The sequence below is a fragment of the Azospirillum canadense genome, from assembly GCF_025961225.1.
GTDB classification, from domain to species: domain Bacteria; phylum Pseudomonadota; class Alphaproteobacteria; order Azospirillales; family Azospirillaceae; genus Azospirillum; species Azospirillum canadense.
In genome coordinates, this window is the sequence record NZ_JAOQNG010000010.1 from 195,073 (window position 1) to 213,047 (window position 17,975).

Here is a 17,975-nt window from a genome sequence, read left to right on the forward strand (position 1 = left end):
TACATCCGGCGCCGCCAGAGGTGTACCATGGTACGCCCCATTGTCCTCCCCAAAAGCTTCGTCGCGTGGCTCTGGCCGTACCTGGAGGCCTTCTCCGGACGCACCCGCGCCACGGTGGCGGCACTCGCCGTCGGCGCCGTGCTGGCGGTCGGCCCGCGCACGGTCGCCAATGCGCTGCGCGCCCTCGGTCTGGCCGATGAGCCGGGGTTCGCGACGTTTCACCGCGTGCTCAACCGCAACGCCTGGTCGGGGTTGGTGCTGGCCCGCACGCTGCTGCACGCCCTGGTCGGCGCCTTCGTTCCGGACGGACCGGTCGTCATCGGCGTCGATCACACTCTGGAGCGCCGGCGCGGCCCGTGCATCCGCCCGGCCAGCCAGTATTATGACGCGGTGCGGTCGTCCAAGAAGAGACGGGTCACCAGCCACGGCCTGCGCTGGCTGACCGCCATGCTGCTGGTCGAGGTGCCGTTCGCCGGCCGCATCTGGGGCCTGCCGGTGCTCACCGCGCTGACGCCCAGCCGCTCCTGGTGCCAGGAGCACGGACGACATTACCGGTCGGTCAACGACTGGGCACGCGCCGTCCTGCGGCGCCTGCACCGCTGGCTGCCGGAGCGGCTGGTGGTCGCCGTTATGGACGGCGGGTTCGCCGCGCTGGATTTGCTCGACGCGCTGAGCCCATCCATCATTGTCGTCACGCGCTTGCGCTTGGATGCCGCCCTGTTCGATCCCCCGCCGGCCGAGCAACACTATGGCCGCCCGGCGGTCAAGGGAGCCCGGCAGCCGAGCTTGCGCGCTCGGCTGAGCGACCCGGAGACGGTCTGGCGGCGCGCTGTCCAGGCCAGCCGCACCCAGTGGCGCACCGGTGGCTGGATCGAGTACGCCAGCGGCACGGCGCTGTGGTATCATGCGGGTAAGCCGGTCGTGCCGATCCTGTGGGTGCTGGTCCGCTATCCCGACGGCCGGCGCGAGCCCGAAGCCTTCCTGTGTACCGATCCGACGGTGCCGCCGCGCACGGTGCTGGAATGGTTCAATCGTCGCTGGTCCATGGAAACCACTTACGAAGAAAGTCGCGCCCACATCGGGATCGCGACGCAGCGCCAGTGGACCGATCCGGCGGTGTTCCGCACGACGCCGCTGCTGTTCGGGCTGTATTCGCTGATCACGTTGTACGTGCACCAACATGCCGACCGGCTGGCGCTGTCGCCGCGGCGCGCCCTGTGGTACCCCAAGCCGGCGCCGACCTTCGCTGATGCGTTGGCCCGCCTGCGCCGGCACCTGTGGTTCGAACAGGTTTTCGCCATCTCGTCCGAAACCACCGAGATGACGAAAACCGCCCCTCCGCTCCTGCGCCGCCTCATCGAATCCGTCTGCTACGCTCCATGAGCCACGTCAATCCCGCACTCCGCTTGGCCGGATGACCACCGTCCCAGAACGGACGGATGTCCCACGATGCGCAAAGCCGAGAGGAACGGCGATGGTCGAAGTGGGGGAGGTCTGTGGAGAGCGAGAGTTCATGGAACTCTTTGCGGCTTTACCCCGGATGCAGAAGGATGTGTTGCTGGAAGCTGCGCGCGCGATAGAAGTGTCTAGCCCCGCTTCGGAACCATCTGCTGGGCCACACTCAAAATTGAATTCCGCTGCTCAGCGGTCATAGCGCGGTAGCGGAGACGCATCTCTATTTCTTTGTGGTGCTCGGACTTTGCCTCTGGGAGAAGGTCCCAAGGAGCGCATCCCAAAATTGGAGCAATGCGCTCCATCCAATCCAAAGAAAGCTCGCGCTCACCTTTTTCCAATTTGACAATAGTTGAGCGCCCAGAGTTCAGGGCATCAGCTAGGCGCCCTTGCGATACTCCAGCTCGCTTACGTAGCTCGGCCAGTCTGTTCGGATACTCCATAGTGTAGGTAATGTACCCGCATTGGGTCCGTGCTGGCAGGCTTCTCGTTGGGTACGGAAAGCTCAGGGATAGCGCTTGCGTCATGTACCCACCATGGGTACATTGCGCGTCATGACGCTCACCGAACTTTGCCGCTCACACAGTATGACGCTGCAAGAGCTTTCCGATTTGATCGGAAGGAAGCGCGATACCGTGAAAAAGTGGGGACGCGAACGCCGCATTCCGGCCGAGGCCGTCCCGGGCATCGTCCGCGCTTTCAACGGCGCCATTACCGCGCACGACCTGCGACCGGACGTCTTTGAAGCCCCCGCCCCGCGCCGCAAGTGCTCGTCGGGGGAGCATTCCCACACCCATAGCCATGGAGGGGCGCTGTGAGCGCGACCGAGAACACGACTGCGACTGTAACGCTGCGCCTCGACGGTGAGGGGCGGGCTTTGATGGAGGCCCTGAAGGCGTCCGGCCAAGGACGGGAGCGCGCCGAGCAGCGCATCCGCCTGGAGTGCCTGGTTCTGTCCAGCAACGCACGCGGCTTCACCGAAACCGTGGACCCCACAGAGGTCGTGCAACGTGCTCAGGCCTACGCCGACTTCGTGCTTGGCGGGAAGGCGGCCCCTGGTGAGGAGCCGCCGACTGATGACAAGGCGGTTGACGATCCCGTCGAAAGGCTTTGCCGGTCGATTACGGAATATCACCGGTCGGTTGTGCGCCTTGCTGAGCTTGTTGGTGTAGCAGTTCCAGAAGAACTCGGCTGAGGATATCGTGGGATTGAGCAAGAGTGTGAACTGCTCCAGCGAGCCGGCCTTCAGGGGAAAAGCTGTCGGCGCGCCCAGCGATGCTACGCGCATCAGAAATGACTGTCTGTGCGTGCCGCTGCGCTTGCTCCACCGCGGCAACGAGTTCGGCGTGGGTTGCGGTATTGGCCATTCAAAGAGTTCCCATGCTGTGGTTTTGGACGCCCCCAGCATAGGGAAAGCGGGGCGGGCTGTCATGGCCCGCTCCGCAACTTCCAATATGCATACGCCGGTATGTAGCTGAGGAGCGCGGGAATGATGCAGCACCTTACGCGCCGTCGGCCGGCTTCTCAGATCACAGGCATAAACTCCCAGCTTTCTGCGCCTCGTCAATCCTACGAAATCGTGCGCCACGCTGTCGCTTGGGCATTCGGCGATGCCGGCTACCCCTGGCGTAGCAGTGCTCATCACCTCCGCGTGGTCCTGCTCGGCGTCGCCCCGCTGGCCGCGATCGCGCTTGGAGCCTGACACATCGGGGCAGGCATGGGGCGTCTGTCTCATCCCCTTAGCCTCGCTTATTCGGAGTAGCAATGCCGTGCTGAAAGTTCGCGACATCACCACCGATCTGGTCAAGGCCAAGCTGTCCCGCCTGCTGCGGCAGCGGATCGGGCGCGGGATGACCTACTCCGTGAAGGAGGCGGCGGAGATCCTCGACGTCGACCAGCGCACGATGGACAGCTACGTGCAGGGCGAACGCGCCCCGCAGCTCGATGTCTTCCTGCGCATGTTCCTGCTGCCCGAAGGCGGCGACCGCATCCTCAACGAGATGCTGGCGCTGGTCGGCTATCAGGCCCGCCCGACCGAGGCCGGCGATCCGGACGTGTTCCGCATGAACGCCGAGCTGGTCAGCGCGCTGCGCGATCTGGCCGACATGCTGGCCGACGGCCGGATCGACCACACCGAGGACCCGATCTGGCAGGCCAAGGCCCTCGACCTCGCCATGAAGCTGATCGGTCACGTCAACGCGCGCCGGGCGGGGAGGGTGGGGGAATGAGCACCTGCACCTGCCCGACCTGCGGCCAACCCATGACTGCGGAGCGCTGCTCCACGCCGGTCGGCCTGACGCCGCAGCAGAGCAAGCTGCTGACCTTCATCACCGAGTACCAGGCCCGGAACACAGGCGTGACGCCGAGCGTGCGCGACATGCTCCGCCCGATGGGCTTGGCCTCCACGTCCGGCATCGCCCGCCTGCTCGCGGGGCTCGAAGAACGCGGCGCCATCCGCCGCCTGAACAAGCGCGCCCGGGCCATTGAGGTCCTGCGGCGCCCCGTTCCCTGATCCCCTTGACCCAAGGAGACCCTCTGTGGCTCGCAAACGCAAAGACAACCCCACCAACATGGCCCAGGCCGACGTCGCCGACACGCTGGTCCGCGCCTCGGGCGAGCTGGTGGAGGCTCAGGATGCGCTCGAAGCCGCCCGCATGCCCGTCAACGCCGCCAAGGCCGCGGTGAAGGCGACCGGCATCGACTTTGACATCTTCAACATGTTCCACAAAATCCGGCACCTGGAAGACGACGACCAGCGGCAGCGCCGGATCAACAAGCTGCGCGTTGCCTGGCAGGCGCTGCTGGCCGACAAGGTGCACCCTGACCTGTTCGGCGCCGACGTTGCTCCGGCCGTGGCGCCGGCGGTGCAGGAGGAGCTTCGCAACGCCAGCAATGCGCTGCGCGAGGCCGAGCCGGAAGGCGTCGACCTGCCGTTCGAGGCGGATCGCGCGCCGGCCGCGCCCGCATCAGCCGACACGGAGGCCGACGAATCCACCGAAGACCCGGCGCCGCTGGCCGTGGCCGCGGACATGCCGGAGGGAGCCGGCTTCGTCGCCAACGCCGGGCTCGAAGCCGGCCGCAACGGCGCCGCACCGGAGGGCAACCCGCATGAGGCCGGCACGGTCGAACATGGCCTGTGGGAGCGTGGTCGTGCGCGGGGTGCCGCGCAGGCGGACGCCGAGGACAATGCCACCTCGGAAGGGCAGGGCGAAGACGCTGATAACGAAGCCAAGGAGCAGCCCGAGGACGAGGCTCTCGACGCCACGACTGTCGTGCCGTTCCCAGCGGCCGAGCGTGCCGCCAGCGTCGTGGCCGCCGAATGACCGCGCCGCTACCGACCTGGGTCCGCGGCGACGTCCTGGCCCGGTTCACCATCCCTGGTGAGCCGGCAGCCAAGGGCAATAGCCGCAAGCTGGTCACGATCAAGGGCCGGCCCGCGCTCATCAAGAGCGAGAAGGGGCTGGCCTTTGAGGCGGTGGCGCGGCTGCACGTGCCCGAGCTGGCCGAGCCCTACGATGGCGACGTCTCGATCGAGGCAGCGGCTTTCTACAAAACGCGCCAGCCTGATCTGGACACCTCGCTCGTCCGCGACGCCATCCAGGGCCGGATCATCGTCAATGATCGTCAGGTGCGCCACGTCGCCGAGTCCGGATTCATCGACAAGAACCGGCCGCGCGTCGAGGTGATCGTCTATAAGGCGACCCTGAAGCTGATGGGGGCGGCATGAAGCTCCGCCCCTATCAGGAGAAGAACGCCAACGAGATCCTCGCCCTGCTCGAGCGTGGCGTGCCGGGCTCGCTCTACGTGCTCCCGACCGCCGGTGGCAAGACGGTCGTTGTGGTCGGGGGCGTGATCCGCACCGTGGTGAACCACGGCTGGTCGGTCGCCTTCCTGGTGCACCGGCGCGAGCTGCTGCAGCAGTCGGTGCGCACGCTCGCGAAGGCGGGCATCCCTGCCGCGGTTGTCGATCCGGATCATGATCCAGATCCGTCGGCGCTGGTCCATGTCGCCAGCATCGACACGCTGAAGGCGCGCCAGGGCCGGCTGGCCGCGTGGCTGCGCACGATCCGGCTGGTGGTCATCGACGAAGCCCACCACACTGTTGCCCCGGGCTGGCAGGCGCTGCTGGAGGCTATGCCGCATGCACAGCGCCTGGGCGTCACGGCGACGCCGTTTCGGGGCGACGGCAAGCCCTTGGGGGCTCTGTTCGACGAGGTGGTGCGCGGGCCCAGCGTCGCCGAGCTGACCGCAGCCGGCTGGCTCTGCCCGGCTGAGGTGTGGTCTCCAGTGGCCAGTCTGGACCTCACCCAGGTGAAGATCAGCCGCGGCGATTACGTCGCCTCGGACCTGGACCGCGTGATGAACGACGACGCGATCTCCCGCCTCGCCATCAACCAGTATACCGCGCGCATGGCCTTGGAGCCGGCGATCGCGTTCTGTGTGTCGGTGGATCATGCCCGCCAAGTCGCCAAGGCCTTCTCGCGGCAGGGCTACCGGGCTGTGTCGGTCGACGGCGATATGAGCACGGCGGACCGGGACGCGGCCATTCAGGGACTCGCCTCCGGCGACATCCAGGTCCTGACCTCGTGCGAGATCGTGTCGGAGGGCACGGACGTTCCGGTGGTGGCCGGCGCGATGCTGCTGCGCCCGACCAAGAGCGTGCTGAAGTACATGCAACAGGTTGGCCGCGTCCTGCGCATCGCGGACGGCAAGCAGCGTGCCTGCATCATCGACATGGCCGACAACGTGCGCATCCACGGCATGCCCGAGTCCGACCGCGTGTGGACGCTGGAAACCGGGCTGGTGCCCTTCGCCCACCGCACCATCCGTTGCCCGGTCTGCCACCGCCGCTTCGTCGCCGGCCCGAAGTGCCCGAGCTGCGGCCGGACGTTCCGGGGCTGGGACACAGCGGCGCCGCGGCAGCTCGACATGCTGGCCGACAGCGCGATCCGCGCCATGCGCACCGAAGATGCCGAGCATCTGGCGCGCAGCAAGAGCGACCTGGAGCGCATCGCCCGGCTCAAGGGATTTGCCTCCGGCTGGGTCTACTACGCGCAGCAGCGGCAGGCGGTGCGGGACATGCAGCGGAGGCACGCATGACGCCTTCGATGCTCACCATGCTGCGCGCCACGCCGGCCGCCTGCGCCCTGGAGGCGCAACGGATCCCGGTCATCGCCGAGCGTGCGAAGCTCTCTCTGTCCGAGGCCCTGGCCATCATGCCGGCGCTGACGGCCGCCGGCTACGTCGAGACGATCCGCGTGCCGCGCGACCTGCTGTACTGCCGGACCGCCGCGGGCGACCGCGTGGCGCGGGGGTGGGCGTGATGGCGCAGAACACTTCGCACGCCGTCATGGCCCAGCGGCGCGAGCCGCACGACTCCCTCGACTTCTTCCCGACGCCGGCTTGGGCCACTCGGGCGCTGTGCGAGCACGTCATCGGCCTGTTCGGCCACATCGCCTGGGACCCGGCGTGCGGGCGTGGCGACATGGTGCGGCCGCTCCAGGAATACGCCCTCGCGGTCGCCGGTTCGGATGTCCACGACTACGGCGCCGGCTTCCCGGTGCACGACTTCCTGATGCCCTACACGCCCGACGGGATCGGGTGTGCCGACTGGATCATCACCAACCCGCCCTTCCGCCTGGGCATCGAATTCGCACGGCGCGCGCTGGAGCTGGCCGACGTCGGCGTTGCTCTGCTTGTGCGCACCACGTTCCTGGAGAGCGCTGAGCGCTACCGGTTCTTCACCGAGTGCCCGCCGGCCGTCGTCGCGCAGTTCGCCGAGCGCGTGCCGATGGTCAAGGGGCGCCTCGACCGGACCGCCAGCACCGCCACCAGCTATGCCTGGATCGTCTGGGCCAAGGGCCACACCGACACCCGCCTGCGCTGGATTCCCCCGAGCCGTAAGGACCTCGACCGGGACAGCGACTGGCCCACCGAATCGGCCGCTCAGGCCGCGCTTGAGGAACCCGCAGCATGACCGCCGAGCAGCCCTGGCTGAAGTTCTACCCGACCGACTGGCGGGCCGACCAAGGGCTGCGCGTCGTCTCCTTGGCCGCTCGCGGCCTCTGGATCGAGTGCATGTGCATCATGCACGAAGCCGACCCCTATGGGCACCTCGTCGTCAACGGACGGCCCGTGACCGACACGCAGCTTGCGCTCCTGACAGGCGCCAGCCCGGACCAGCTCGCAGCACTGCTCACCGAGCTGGAATTGGCCGGCGTCTTCTCGCGAAACAGCAAGGGCGTGATCTACTCCCGGCGCATGACCCGTGACCACAAGAAGGCCCAAACAGCGCGGAAAAACGGCAAATCCGGAGGCAACCCAAGTCTCTGTTCCGAAAAAGAAAATTCCGCGTCGGATAAGGGGCGGGTTAAGCGGCGGGTTAAGGGTCGGGATAACACCCAGAGGCCAGAGGCCAGAATCCAGATATCCCCCCAAACCCCCCAGAGGGGGCCGGGGATGATGATGGGATTGTGAATGGAAAATCACGAAGCACGTGGCGGCTGTTGCTGAGCGGATACCGGGACAAGCGCCTGTGGCCGATCACCGCCGGGCCAGAACCGTTCGAGCCCGGGTGTTTCGCCCCGCCCGACCTGGTTGCCGAAATCCTTGAGCCTGAGGACGCCTGAGACGATGGACATGTTCTCCGACCGGGAGTGGTTCGCCGTGGTGGTGAAGCCCGGCAAGAACCAGGAGGTGCACAGGCGCTTCGAGGAGCAGGGCTATCGCTCGTTCCTGCCGATGTGCCTGCGGGAGCGCAGCAACGGCCCTGGGCGGGTTGAGACCGTGGCCCGGCCGCTGTTCGACCGTTACCAGTTCGTGGGCTGCCACAGCGAGCAGCCCTTCAGGCCGGTTCTGAACACGATCGGCGTGGCGTTCATCGTGCGTGGGGTGGGTGATATACCGCTGCGGGTGTCTCCGTTGGTGCTGCGCCGCGTGCAGGCCCGCTGCATGGCGGACGGCGGCTCGGTTGATCTGCGCCCACGCCAGCCCGCGCGGCCCGAACCGCGACCAGCCGTGACCTGGGAGCCCGAGCAGGCCCTGCGCGTGATCGACGGGCCATTCCGGGACTTCGCGGCGGTCTTCCTGGAGGCCGACAAGCGCGGGGACATGGCGCTCGTCCTGGTCGAGTTGTTCGGGCGGACCAGCCGAATCGCGATGCCGGTGACGAACCTTGAGCCGGTCGCATCAGCGCTCGGAGCGTAACGCGATGGGGTTAAGCTTAACCATTTCGAAATGATTAGCGGGCATACCATGCCCTTGGTCCCCCGGCAACCGTCCGGGATGGGACTGCGGCAGCTATCGAAGCGCCCCACCTGATCCGCGCTTGACGCGCCTCCACCCGCCCGGTTCTGCCGCGGCGGGTTTTGTCATTCCGGAGCTGTTCCATGTCCCAGCGCCTTGTGACCGCAGCGTTGGACGCTGCCGGTGATCCCGTCATCCGCAAGGCCGCCGCGGACGCCACGGCCGCCACCAGCGTGCTGTCGCTGCCCTGGTGGATCGACCTCGTGAATTACGGCTACCACGGCATCATGGCCGCCGGCGCCTTCGCCCTGCTGGTCGGGCGTCTGGTCCTGATGTGGAACGAGATTCGTGAGAAGCGTCAGAGCAAGGAGGGCTGAGCATGGTGGGCCTGCTGAACATTCCCTCCCACGTGCTGGGTCGCATGATCGCCGTCATCGAGGCGGCGCGTCAGCGCATGGGGCCGCGGGCGGATGTGGGCGGGGCAAGGTCGCGCAGTCGTTCATTTCTGGAGGCGTAGGAGTGCGCGAAGCAGCGTCTCAGAGGCGAACGCAGTCCGCGCCTCGGCGTCCATGTCCAGGTACCGCTCGGCGCACCAGACAGCAAACTCGTTCGGCCGAATGAAAACCTTAAAGACGGTGCAACCCTTGGCCTCAGTTCCTATGGCCACGGCTTCAGATCGCCGAAGCCATTCGTCATAGCTATCGCCCAGCTTGGCGCTGTCGGGAAATCGCCGTTTGATCTCGGGCCAGTCCTCGCGCCTGTACCAGATCATCGCGATGAAGTGGTCATCGTCGCTCATGTCATCATCGCTCATGGTGACGCTCGTCTCTTGTCTTCAGCCGTTTTCCCGACGAACAGCGAATCCATCACAATGTGCCGACGCACAGATGACATGCCACGCCCGTGCTATGAGGAACGGGAGGGCGTCGAGGCGACAAGTGCGGGCATGGAGCGGCGACCGATCGACGGCAGGGTGGGAGCGGGTCCTTCCCCGGCTCAACCCGATACGGGTGGCAAAAGTCCGATCGCCATCCAGGTGTGAGAAATCGCCGAGGGGGTTCCGCTTCCGGTTCGCCCCTTGAACCAAGCTTACATGCGGCTTTGAGGCTACTCGGAACCGGAACCCCCTCCCCCTTGGCCGCAGGGGAGGCGGCGAAATCCGTGAACGTCGAGAGGGGGGTTCCGGTTCGCTCCGAACGAAGGGTGCGCCGATGGCAACACAGGCCGAGATCGCCGCGCACCTGGACCTCTCTGACCGCTCGGTGCGCGACCTGAAGAAGCGCGGGGTCTTTCACGCCGACGCCCGCGGCAACATGGACCTCGACGCCTGCCGGGTTGCCTACATCCGGCACCTGCGCGAGAGAGCGGCTGGTCGGGCGTCGGATGCCGCCGATGACGAGAAGCTCGACCTCACGGCCGAACGGGCCGCGTTGGCGCGGGTGCAACGCGAACGCATCGCGCTGGATAACGCCGAGACGCGCAAGGAACTGGTGCGCATCGGCGATTACACAGCCGCCGTCGTCTCCGTCTTGGAGATGGCCAAGGCCAAGATCATGCGGGTGCCGACCAAGGTGGCCAAGAGCGACGGCAAGCTCAAGGCGCGGATCGCCGACGCCCTCACCGACGCGCTCAGCGAACTCAGCCAGTCCCGGATCATCGAAGAGCTCGGTGGAAGCGACGATGACGACGAACCCGACGATGCCTGACGTGATCGCCGTGCGCGGCGGCCCGGTGCTGGTCGAGCACGTCGGTCGCTGGCTGGCCGCGCTGAAACCGAAGAAGCGGCAGTCCCTGTCCGAGTGGTCGGCGAAGAACGCCCGGCTGGAGGACGGTAGCCGCTACACCGCCTTTCCGTTCCAGGTCGGCATCATGGACGCCTTCACCGATCCGGAGGTGGCGCAGATCTCGGTGCGCAAATCGAGCCGCATCGGCTACTCGCAGATCGTGAAGAACTTCATCGGCTACTGCGCCGACCAGAATCCCTGCCGGGTGCTCGTCTACCAACCGACCATCGACGACGCCGAGGACTTCGCCAAAGACGACATCGCCGCGCTGCTGACCTGGCCGGCGGTGCGCCGGGTCATTCCGAACAAGACGCGCACCAGCAACAACACGATCCGCTCCAAGCGCTTCCCCGGCGGCTGGATCAAGATCAAGGGGGCGAACAGTCCCAAGGAGTTCCGCCGCATCACCGCTGACAAGGTGCTGCTGGAGGAGCCGGACGGCTATCCCTACGCTTCGGGCGTGGAGGGCGATCCGGCCGGTCTCGCCTTCAAGCGCAACCTGACCTCGGACGAGCCGTTGAAGGCGGCCGGCTCCACGCCGACGGTGCAGGGCGCCAGCAAGATCGACACGCTGTTCCTGCAGGGCACGCAGGAACACCGCTACGTGCCGTGCCCACACTGTCGCGAGATGCAGGTTCTCGTGTTCGGTGACGGCACAGGGGCGGGCATCCGCTATGAGCCGAAGGACAATCCCACGCGGGCCTGGTACGTCTGCGTCAACGGCTGCCTCATCGAGGAGGACGACAAAGCCTGGATGGACGAGCACGGCGAGTGGCGGGCCCACGCTCCGCAGAACTGGCCGCACCGCTCCTTCCACATCTGGGCCGCCTACAGCCAGTTCAAGCAGGCCTCCTGGCTGCACATCGCCAAGGAGTTCGTCGAGGTCAAGAAGGACCCCAACCGCCTGCGGGTTTGGGTCAACCAGGTGCTCGGGGAAACCTACGCGGCTCGGGGCGAGGCGCCGGAATGGCGCCGCCTGTATGAGCGCCGGGAGGACTACCGGCCCGGCACCGTGCCGATGGGCGGTCTGATCCTGACCGCCGGCCTCGACGTGCAGAAGAGCCCCGGCCGCATCGAACTCTTCGTGTGGGCGTGGGGCCGGGACCGGCAGTGCTGGCTCGTCGATCACATCGTCATTCCCGGCAACCCATACGAGGCGAAGGTCTGGGCCGAGGCCTCCGAGGCGATCCAGCGGACGTGGCGGCACGAGTCCGGCGTCGAACTGAAGCTGTCCAAGGTCGGGGCGGACACCGGCTTCGCCACCACGCAGGTCGAGGCCTGGGCGCGCAAACACCCCGGCCTGGTGATCCCGGTCAAGGGGGCCACGACACTCGGCGCGCCGGTCTTCGCCTGGTCGAGCGTCCGCGAGGTCACGCCGAACGGCAAGACGCGCAAGCGCGGCCTGCGGCTGGGCATGATCGGCGGCCATCTGGCAACCCTGGAGCTGTACGGGTTGCTCAGCCTGGAGCCGCCGACCGAGGAGCAGCGGGCCGAGGGCGCCGGCTTCCCGGCGGGCTATGTCCACCTCTCCAAGCTGGCCACCGAAGAGGTCTGCAAGCAGCTCGTCGGCGATCAGTGGATGGAAGAGCGCGGCGAATGGAAGCAGGTCCACGCCACCGAAGCGCTCGACGGCTGGAAGTACGCCCGCGCCGTCACCGCAGCGATGGGCATGGACCGCTGGTCACCCGCGCGCTGGGCGGCGCTGGAGGACGCGTTTCCGAAGACCACGACGCCGGCGTCCGAGGCCGTCTCACCGACACCAGCAACACCCGCCCCGTCGGCCGCCGCAGCGCCCACCAAGCGCCGCATTCCGATGCCCAAGGCGACCTACGCCGACGACCCGCATCTGTGAGGACCCCATGGCCGATCTTGCGACCCTTCAGGCCCGGCTTGCCGAGGCCGAGACCGCTCTGCATCGCCTGAACATCGGCGAGACCGAGGTCAAGGTCAGCTATGACGGCAAGACCGTCGAGTATGCCGTCTCGCTCGATGCGCCGAAGCTGGAGCGGTACATCGCGACGCTCCGCGCCGAGATCGACCGCCTGTCCGGCAAGCCCCGCCGCCCGCTGTACATGAGCTTCTGATGCGCCAAGCCGTTCAGATCCTCGACCGGCACGGCAACCCGATGCCGGCGCCCAGGCGGTTCGCCGCGGCCGACACGTCGTACGACGGCGCGTCGATGACCTCGCGCGAGCTCGCCTCCTGGCAGGTGCTGCCGACCTCGGCCGACGCCGAGCTGCTGCCCGAGCTGTCCACGCTGGTGGCCCGCTCCCGCGACCTGGCCCGCAACAACGGGATCGCGTCGAGCGGCATCCAGGCGATCCTGGACAACGTGGTGGGCTGCGGCCTGCGCCTGAACTCGACGCCCGATTACCGGGCGCTCGGCAGGGACAAGGCCTGGGCGGACGCCTGGAGCGCCACCGTGGAGGCGAAGTGGCGGGCCTGGGCGGAGACGACCGACTGCGACGCCGCCCGTTCGCTGAATTTCGCCGGCCTGACCGTCCAGGTGGCGCGCGCCGGCCTGCTCAACGGCGAAGGGCTGGGGCTGCCGCTCTGGCTGCCCAGCCGCGACCGCACCTATGCCACCTGCATCCAACTCGTCGAGGCCGACCGGCTGTCCAACCCGCTCGGCGAGCAGGACAGCGCCACACTGCGCGGCGGCATCGAGATCGACCGCTACGGCGCCCCGCAGGCCTATTGGATCCGCAACAGCCATCCGGGTGACCTGCTGACCTGGGATCCCGGCCTGTACCAGTGGACCAAGGTCCCGGCCTTTACCCATTGGGGCCGCCGCCAGGTCATCCACGTGCACGACCGCGAGCGGACCGGGCAGAGCCGCGGCAAGCCGCTGCTGAGCTCGGTGCTGTCGCAGTTCAAGACGCTCGACCACTACGGCCGGGCCGAGCTGCAGGCCGCGGTGGTCAACGCCATGATCGCGGCCTTCGTCAAGAGCACCATGCCGGGCGACGCGCTGGTGGATCTGTTCGGCGGCGCCGACGACTATTTGGCGGCCCGCGCCGAGCACGCGGTGCACCTGAAGGGCGGGGCGGTGCTGCCGCTGTTCCCCGGCGACGAGGTGCAGGCTTTCACGCCCGCGCGCCCGGCGGCCGCCTTCGATGCTTTCACCAAGTCGGTCCTGCGCCACATCAGCGCCGGCCTGAACATCCCCTACGAAATCCTGATGAAGGATTTCACCCAGACCAACTACAGCAGCGCCCGCGCCGCTCTGCTGGAGGCGTGGCGCTTCTTCAACGGCCGCCGGCAATGGCTGGCCACCTACTGGGCCTCGCCGGTCTTCGAGCTCTGGCTGGAGGAGACGGTGAACCTCGGCGAGGTCGAGGCGCTGGACTTCTACCGGAACCGCTACGCCTACACGCGCTGCCGCTGGATCGGCGCCGGCAAGGGCTGGGTCGACCCGGTCAAGGAGGCCCAGGCCGCCAAGCTGCGCATGGAGATCGGCGTCTCGACTCTGGAGGACGAGTGCGCCGAGCAGGGCAAGGACTGGCGCGAGGTCGCCGAGCAGCGGGCTAGCGAGGCCGCGCTCCTGCGCCACCTCGGCCTGCCCGTGCCCTGGGAACAGACCGCCCCTACCGCCGCGGCCGGGCAGACCGCCGACCAGACCGGAGACAACTGATGCTGCTGATGCCTGAGCCCGGCCCGGCCCTGCTGGCGCCGGCGTGGGTGCCGCGCGCCGCCGCCGTGGTGGGCGCGAGCGCCACGCCGCCGAAGGGCGCCGTCTACATCGGCGACCTCGGCGCCGGCACCCGGCCGTACGACGTCGTCAACGGCGTGGCGGTGATCAGCATCGCCGGGGTGATCGTGCCGACCTACTGGTACATCGGCTCGCCTTACGTCACCGGCTGCAACGGCCTGCGCCTGCAGCTCGCCATGGCCTTCGAGGACCCGGCCGTTCGCGCCATCGTGCTGCTGGTCAACAGCGGCGGCGGCCTGGTCAGCGGCGTCGCCGACCTCGCCGATTGGATCGTCGAGGCCAAGGCGGCGGCGGGCAAGCCGGTGGTCGCCATTCTGGCGGAGTTCGCCTACTCGGCCGCCTACTGGCTGGCCAGTGCCGCCGACAGCATCAGCGTGCCGCGCACCGGCGGTGTCGGCTCGATCGGCGTCATCATGGTGCATTGGGACCTCAGCGCGGCGCTGCAGGAGGCCGGCATCAAGGCAACGATTATCGCGGCCGGCGACCGCAAGGCCGACGGCAACGCCTATGAGCCGCTGCCCGGCGAGGTGCGCGACCGCTGGCTGGCGGAATGCGAGGACATCCGAAAGCTGTTCGCCGCCTCCGTGGCGCAAAACCGCGCCGCGGCGGGCGTATCGCTCGACCTCGACGCCGTCCTCGCCTCGCAGGCCCGCACTTGGGAAGGCCCGAGCGGGACCGCCGAGGCGGTGGCGTCGGGCTTCGCCGACGCCGTGCTGGCGCCCGACCGGGCCTTCCAAGCGCTTCTCGACACCCTCACCACCTGACGGAGCCCACCGTGAAGAACATGTTCGCCCACCTCATGGGCAGCGCCAAGCCGTCCACGGTCACGCCGCCCGCCGCTCCGGCCGCGGCACCGCAAGCGCCCGCCTCTGACCAGCCGGCCGCCACTGCTCCGGCCGCCCAGCCGTCGGAGGCGCCGCCCCCGTCCGCTGCCCCGGCCCCCGCCGCGCCGCAGGCGAGCAGCGAGGATGCCACCGCCCGAGCCCGGCAGGAGGAGCGCGCCCGCTGCTCGGCCATCTTCGCCGACCCCGCCGCCGGCGGCCGCGTGGCCATGGCCGCCACGCTCGCCTTCACCACCGACCTCTCCGCCGAGCAGGCGATCGCCGTGCTGAAGACGGCTCCGGCCGCCTCGTCTCCGGCCCCGGCTCCCGCCGGCAACCCCTTCGCCACCGCCATGGGGGCCATCGGCAACCCCAACGTCGGTGCCGACAAGCCGGGCGAGGGCGGTGACGACCCCAAGGCGCTCGTCGCGCAAATCCTGAAAGCCGGCGCCTAACGCCGGCTTTCGCCTTTTCTGGAGAAGCATCCCCATGGGCATTTTCAAGCCGGGCGTCACGTCCGACGCCTATTCGCCGGACCTGCTGGTGGCCGGCGACTTCCCCCGCATCACCCGCAGCGTGACCCTGGCGACCGGCCAGAACCTCGTCCGCGGCGCTGTGCTCGGCAAGATCACCGCCTCGGGCAAGTACGTCCTCAGCACGTCGGCCGCGAACGACGGCAGCCAGACGCCGGTCGCCGTCCTGGTCGACGACTGCGACGCCAGCGGCGGCGACAAGACGGTCGGCATTTACGAAAGCGGTGAGTTCCTCGGCTCGGCGCTGACGCTCGGCGCCGGTCACACGCTGGCCTCCATCCGCGACGGCCTGCGCGACCTGAACATCCACATCCGCTGACCGCCGGTCGGCGCCCCCACCTCCCCGTGCGCCTCGGCGCCACGTCACAGGGAACGAGCAGACATGAACATCTACGATACCGCCGTCCTCAACGGCGTGGTGCAGAGCCTGAAGCGTCCGAAGACCTTCCTCCTCAATACCGTCTTCGGCACCATCCAGACCGAGACGGCCGAGCAGATCGCCGTGGACATTCTGATCGGCAACCGCCGCGTCGCGCCCTTCGTCTCGCCGCTGGTGGCGGGCAAGGTGCTGACCCAGGACGGCTTCACGACCAAGCTGTACAAGCCGGCCTACATCAAGCCGAAGTCGGTGGTCGATCCCAACCGCGCCTTCAAGCGTCAGGCCGGCGAGCAGATCGGCGGCACGATGAATCCGCAGGAGCGCCTGATGGCCACCGTGCGCGCCATCATCGAGGACCACGCCGACCAGATCACCCGTCGCCTGGAGCTGATGGCCGCCGAGGCGCTGCGCCTCAGCCAGGTGACCGTCACCGGCGAGGGCTTTGAGACGCAGGTCGTCAGCTTCGGCCGCAGCACCGCGCTCACCATCGCGCTGACCGGCACGGACAAGTGGGGCGACGCGGCCAGCACGCCGCTGGACGACCTGGAAGCCTGGGCCGAGCTGGTGCACAAAACCGAGGGCGCGGTCATCACCACCATCGTCATGGATCCCGACGCCTGGGCGGCATTCCGCCAGAACGCCCAGGTGCAGAAGCTCCTCGACGTCCGCCGCGCCGCCGGCACCCCGGTCGAGCTCGGCCCCTCCACCTACGTCGGCGGTGCCCAGTTCAAGGGCACCATCGGGTCCTTCGATATCTGGGTCTACAGCGAATACTACGAGGACCCGACCACGGGCACCGTCACGCCGCTGCTGCCCAGCGGCACCGTGCTCGGCTTCGGTCCGAACGTCGAGGGCGTGCAGGCCTTCGGCGCCATCCGCGACGAGGCGGCCGGCCTGCAGGCGATGCCGATCTTCGTGAAGAGCTGGACCCAGGAGGACCCGAGCGCCCGCTTCATTCTGAGCCAGTCGGCGCCGCTGGTCTATCCGCGCCGCCCGAACGGCTCCTTCGCCGCCACCGTGCTCTAAGGGGAGGCCCGCCATGAAGATCCGCACCGTCGTCTCCGTGAAGCACGACAGGAAGCTCCACACCCCCGGAACGGAACTCGACGTGAAAGACGAGGCCGGCAAGGCGCTGATCGCAGCCTGCCATGCTGAGAAGATCCTGGTCGAGCCGGCCAAGAAGGCCGGTCCCGAGCCCAAGGAAGACGGCAAGTAAGCCGCACCGCCAGCGACATGGAGAGGGGCAGGCTTCGGTCTGCCCTTCGCCGCCGGGAGCCCGACCATGGCCAATCCTTTTCAGCGCCTGCTCGACAGTACGTTCCTGAGGCTCGGCACAGAGGCCGTCTACACGCCACCCGATGGCGGAGCCCCGGTGCCCTGCTGGGTCACCTTCCGCCAGCCCGACGCCGAGTTTTCGGCGTTTGGCGGCGGTGTGACGCTGCCGGCGCGGATCGCCGAGGTGCGCGCCGCCGAAGTCGCCGCGCCCGAGGAGTCCGGCACGCTCGCCGTTGCCGGGCAGACCTACCGCATCACCCGGGCGACGCAGCCCGACGCCGATCGCCGCTTGTGGCGGCTGGAGCTGCAATGACCCATGCCCGCCAGCAGATCCGCGAGGCCGTCGCCGCCCGGCTGGCCGGTCTCGTTGCCACCGTCGCCGTCAACCGCGTGCGCTCGCTGACCAGCGCCAAGCTCCCGGCCATCGCCGTCTATGCGCTGGAGGAGGACGCCGAGCGGATCAGCACCGGCCGCACGAAAGAGCGCCGTCTGACCCTCGCCGTGGACGTGTTCACCGCCGCCGGCTCTGACGATGCCTCGGCCGACCTCGACGCGCTGTGCGCGCAGGTCGAGACCGCGATGGACGCCGCGCCGCGCCTCGGCGGCCTCGCCAACGACAGCGAATTGACCCGCACCGACATTGAACTGACCGGCGCCGGCGACCAGGGGCAGGGGTTGCCCGACCTCGCCGCCGCGCGCCTGCAGTACCGCATCACCTACCGGACCCCGCACGGGTCCCCCGATACCGTCGCCTGACCGCGGCGGACACCGGCG

General features: G+C 68.3%; 27 protein-coding genes. 25 read left to right on the forward strand and 2 right to left on the reverse strand.

The features are described 5' to 3' along the window. Positions 1-27: 27 nt before the first annotated feature. Complete coding sequence (locus M2351_RS36655; protein ID WP_264657647.1) at positions 28-1,383, forward strand: IS701 family transposase; 1,356 nt, start codon at positions 28-30, stop codon at positions 1,381-1,383. A 203-nt stretch (positions 1,384-1,586) separates the two neighbouring features. Here M2351_RS36655 and M2351_RS45415 read toward each other — a convergent pair whose 3' ends face one another. Then, positions 1,587-1,979, reverse strand: coding sequence for a helix-turn-helix transcriptional regulator (locus M2351_RS45415; RefSeq protein WP_406567486.1), 393 nt, complete (start codon positions 1,977-1,979; stop codon positions 1,587-1,589). 27 nt (positions 1,980-2,006) lie between these two features. Between M2351_RS45415 and M2351_RS36660 the strand changes: the two genes are divergently transcribed. From M2351_RS36660 to M2351_RS36720, 13 genes are all read left to right on the forward strand, one after another. After that, positions 2,007-2,270, forward strand: coding sequence for a transcriptional regulator (locus M2351_RS36660; protein WP_264660912.1), 264 nt, complete (start codon positions 2,007-2,009; stop codon positions 2,268-2,270). After that, entirely contained in the window at positions 2,267-2,647 is a 381-nt protein-coding gene (locus M2351_RS36665) for a hypothetical protein (RefSeq protein ID WP_264660913.1), read from the forward strand. Before M2351_RS36660 ends, M2351_RS36665 begins: the two co-directional genes overlap by 4 nt. Positions 2,648-3,221: 574 nt before the next feature. Then, entirely contained in the window at positions 3,222-3,680 is a 459-nt protein-coding gene (locus M2351_RS36670) for a hypothetical protein (RefSeq protein ID WP_264660914.1), read from the forward strand. Then, a complete protein-coding gene (locus tag M2351_RS36675) occupies positions 3,677-3,964 on the forward strand; it encodes a LexA family protein (protein ID WP_264660915.1) in 288 nt (95 codons plus the stop codon). The genes M2351_RS36670 and M2351_RS36675 overlap by 4 nt, the downstream gene beginning before the upstream one ends. Before the next feature lie 25 nt (positions 3,965-3,989). Further along, positions 3,990-4,775 carry a hypothetical protein gene (locus M2351_RS36680; protein ID WP_264660916.1) on the forward strand — a complete coding sequence of 262 codons (786 nt, stop codon included), beginning with the start codon at positions 3,990-3,992 and terminating at the stop codon, positions 4,773-4,775. After that, entirely contained in the window at positions 4,772-5,179 is a 408-nt protein-coding gene (locus M2351_RS36685) for a RusA family crossover junction endodeoxyribonuclease (protein ID WP_264660917.1), read from the forward strand. Before M2351_RS36680 ends, M2351_RS36685 begins: the two co-directional genes overlap by 4 nt. Then, positions 5,176-6,552, forward strand: a complete 1,377-nt coding sequence (locus M2351_RS36690) for a DEAD/DEAH box helicase (protein ID WP_264660918.1) — start codon at positions 5,176-5,178, stop codon at positions 6,550-6,552. Before M2351_RS36685 ends, M2351_RS36690 begins: the two co-directional genes overlap by 4 nt. Beyond that, entirely contained in the window at positions 6,549-6,776 is a 228-nt protein-coding gene (locus M2351_RS36695) for a hypothetical protein (protein ID WP_264660919.1), read from the forward strand. Before M2351_RS36690 ends, M2351_RS36695 begins: the two co-directional genes overlap by 4 nt. Beyond that, positions 6,776-7,429, forward strand: coding sequence for an SAM-dependent DNA methyltransferase (locus M2351_RS36700; RefSeq protein WP_264660920.1), 654 nt, complete (start codon positions 6,776-6,778; stop codon positions 7,427-7,429). The genes M2351_RS36695 and M2351_RS36700 overlap by 1 nt, the downstream gene beginning before the upstream one ends. Next, complete coding sequence (locus M2351_RS36705) at positions 7,426-7,929, forward strand: DprA-like winged helix domain-containing protein (protein WP_264660921.1); 504 nt, start codon at positions 7,426-7,428, stop codon at positions 7,927-7,929. Before M2351_RS36700 ends, M2351_RS36705 begins: the two co-directional genes overlap by 4 nt. Before the next feature lie 156 nt (positions 7,930-8,085). Continuing rightward, positions 8,086-8,658, forward strand: a complete 573-nt coding sequence (nusG, locus tag M2351_RS36710; RefSeq protein ID WP_264660922.1) for a transcription termination/antitermination protein NusG — start codon at positions 8,086-8,088, stop codon at positions 8,656-8,658. 182 nt (positions 8,659-8,840) lie between these two features. Further along, positions 8,841-9,074 (forward strand): hypothetical protein, encoded by a 234-nt coding sequence (locus tag M2351_RS36715; RefSeq protein ID WP_264660923.1) that lies wholly within the window; start codon positions 8,841-8,843, stop codon positions 9,072-9,074. Between the two features lie 2 nt (positions 9,075-9,076). Then, complete coding sequence (locus M2351_RS36720) at positions 9,077-9,214, forward strand: hypothetical protein (protein WP_264660924.1); 138 nt, start codon at positions 9,077-9,079, stop codon at positions 9,212-9,214. Here the strand turns inward: M2351_RS36720 and M2351_RS36725 are convergent. Beyond that, positions 9,197-9,511, reverse strand: coding sequence for a hypothetical protein (locus tag M2351_RS36725; RefSeq protein WP_264660925.1), 315 nt, complete (start codon positions 9,509-9,511; stop codon positions 9,197-9,199). The two genes, M2351_RS36720 and M2351_RS36725, sit on opposite strands and share 18 nt — an antisense overlap. A 397-nt stretch (positions 9,512-9,908) precedes the next feature. On the opposite strand from M2351_RS36725, the gene M2351_RS36730 reads away from it, so the two are divergent. The 11 genes from M2351_RS36730 (at position 9,909) to M2351_RS36780 (ending at position 17,957) form a co-directional block, all read left to right on the forward strand. Further along, the gene (locus tag M2351_RS36730) at positions 9,909-10,403 is read left to right on the forward strand and encodes a hypothetical protein (protein ID WP_264660926.1); all 495 of its coding nucleotides are present in this window, start codon (positions 9,909-9,911) and stop codon (positions 10,401-10,403) included. After that, positions 10,378-12,333, forward strand: a complete 1,956-nt coding sequence (locus M2351_RS36735) for a phage terminase large subunit family protein (protein WP_264660927.1) — start codon at positions 10,378-10,380, stop codon at positions 12,331-12,333. Before M2351_RS36730 ends, M2351_RS36735 begins: the two co-directional genes overlap by 26 nt. A gap of 7 nt (positions 12,334-12,340) precedes the next feature. Beyond that, positions 12,341-12,565, forward strand: coding sequence for a phage head-tail joining protein (locus M2351_RS36740; RefSeq protein ID WP_264660928.1), 225 nt, complete (start codon positions 12,341-12,343; stop codon positions 12,563-12,565). Continuing rightward, positions 12,565-14,115, forward strand: a complete 1,551-nt coding sequence (locus M2351_RS36745; RefSeq protein ID WP_264660929.1) for a phage portal protein — start codon at positions 12,565-12,567, stop codon at positions 14,113-14,115. The genes M2351_RS36740 and M2351_RS36745 overlap by 1 nt, the downstream gene beginning before the upstream one ends. Next, entirely contained in the window at positions 14,115-14,957 is an 843-nt protein-coding gene (locus tag M2351_RS36750; RefSeq protein ID WP_264660930.1) for a S49 family peptidase, read from the forward strand. The genes M2351_RS36745 and M2351_RS36750 overlap by 1 nt, the downstream gene beginning before the upstream one ends. Positions 14,958-14,968: 11 nt before the next feature. Further along, entirely contained in the window at positions 14,969-15,469 is a 501-nt protein-coding gene (locus M2351_RS36755) for a hypothetical protein (RefSeq protein WP_406567487.1), read from the forward strand. A 34-nt stretch (positions 15,470-15,503) separates the two neighbouring features. Continuing rightward, positions 15,504-15,866 carry a head decoration protein gene (locus tag M2351_RS36760; RefSeq protein ID WP_264660931.1) on the forward strand — a complete coding sequence of 121 codons (363 nt, stop codon included), beginning with the start codon at positions 15,504-15,506 and terminating at the stop codon, positions 15,864-15,866. Between the two features lie 63 nt (positions 15,867-15,929). Continuing rightward, the gene (locus tag M2351_RS36765; RefSeq protein WP_264660932.1) at positions 15,930-16,952 is read left to right on the forward strand and encodes a major capsid protein; all 1,023 of its coding nucleotides are present in this window, start codon (positions 15,930-15,932) and stop codon (positions 16,950-16,952) included. 13 nt (positions 16,953-16,965) lie between these two features. Beyond that, a complete protein-coding gene (locus M2351_RS36770; RefSeq protein ID WP_264660933.1) occupies positions 16,966-17,142 on the forward strand; it encodes a hypothetical protein in 177 nt (58 codons plus the stop codon). 66 nt (positions 17,143-17,208) lie between these two features. Beyond that, positions 17,209-17,514 (forward strand): head-tail joining protein, encoded by a 306-nt coding sequence (locus tag M2351_RS36775; protein ID WP_264660934.1) that lies wholly within the window; start codon positions 17,209-17,211, stop codon positions 17,512-17,514. Further along, on the forward strand, positions 17,511-17,957 hold the full coding sequence (locus M2351_RS36780) for a hypothetical protein (protein WP_264660935.1): 447 nt from the start codon (positions 17,511-17,513) through the stop codon (positions 17,955-17,957). The genes M2351_RS36775 and M2351_RS36780 overlap by 4 nt, the downstream gene beginning before the upstream one ends. The last annotated feature ends 18 nt before the right edge of the window (positions 17,958-17,975 follow it).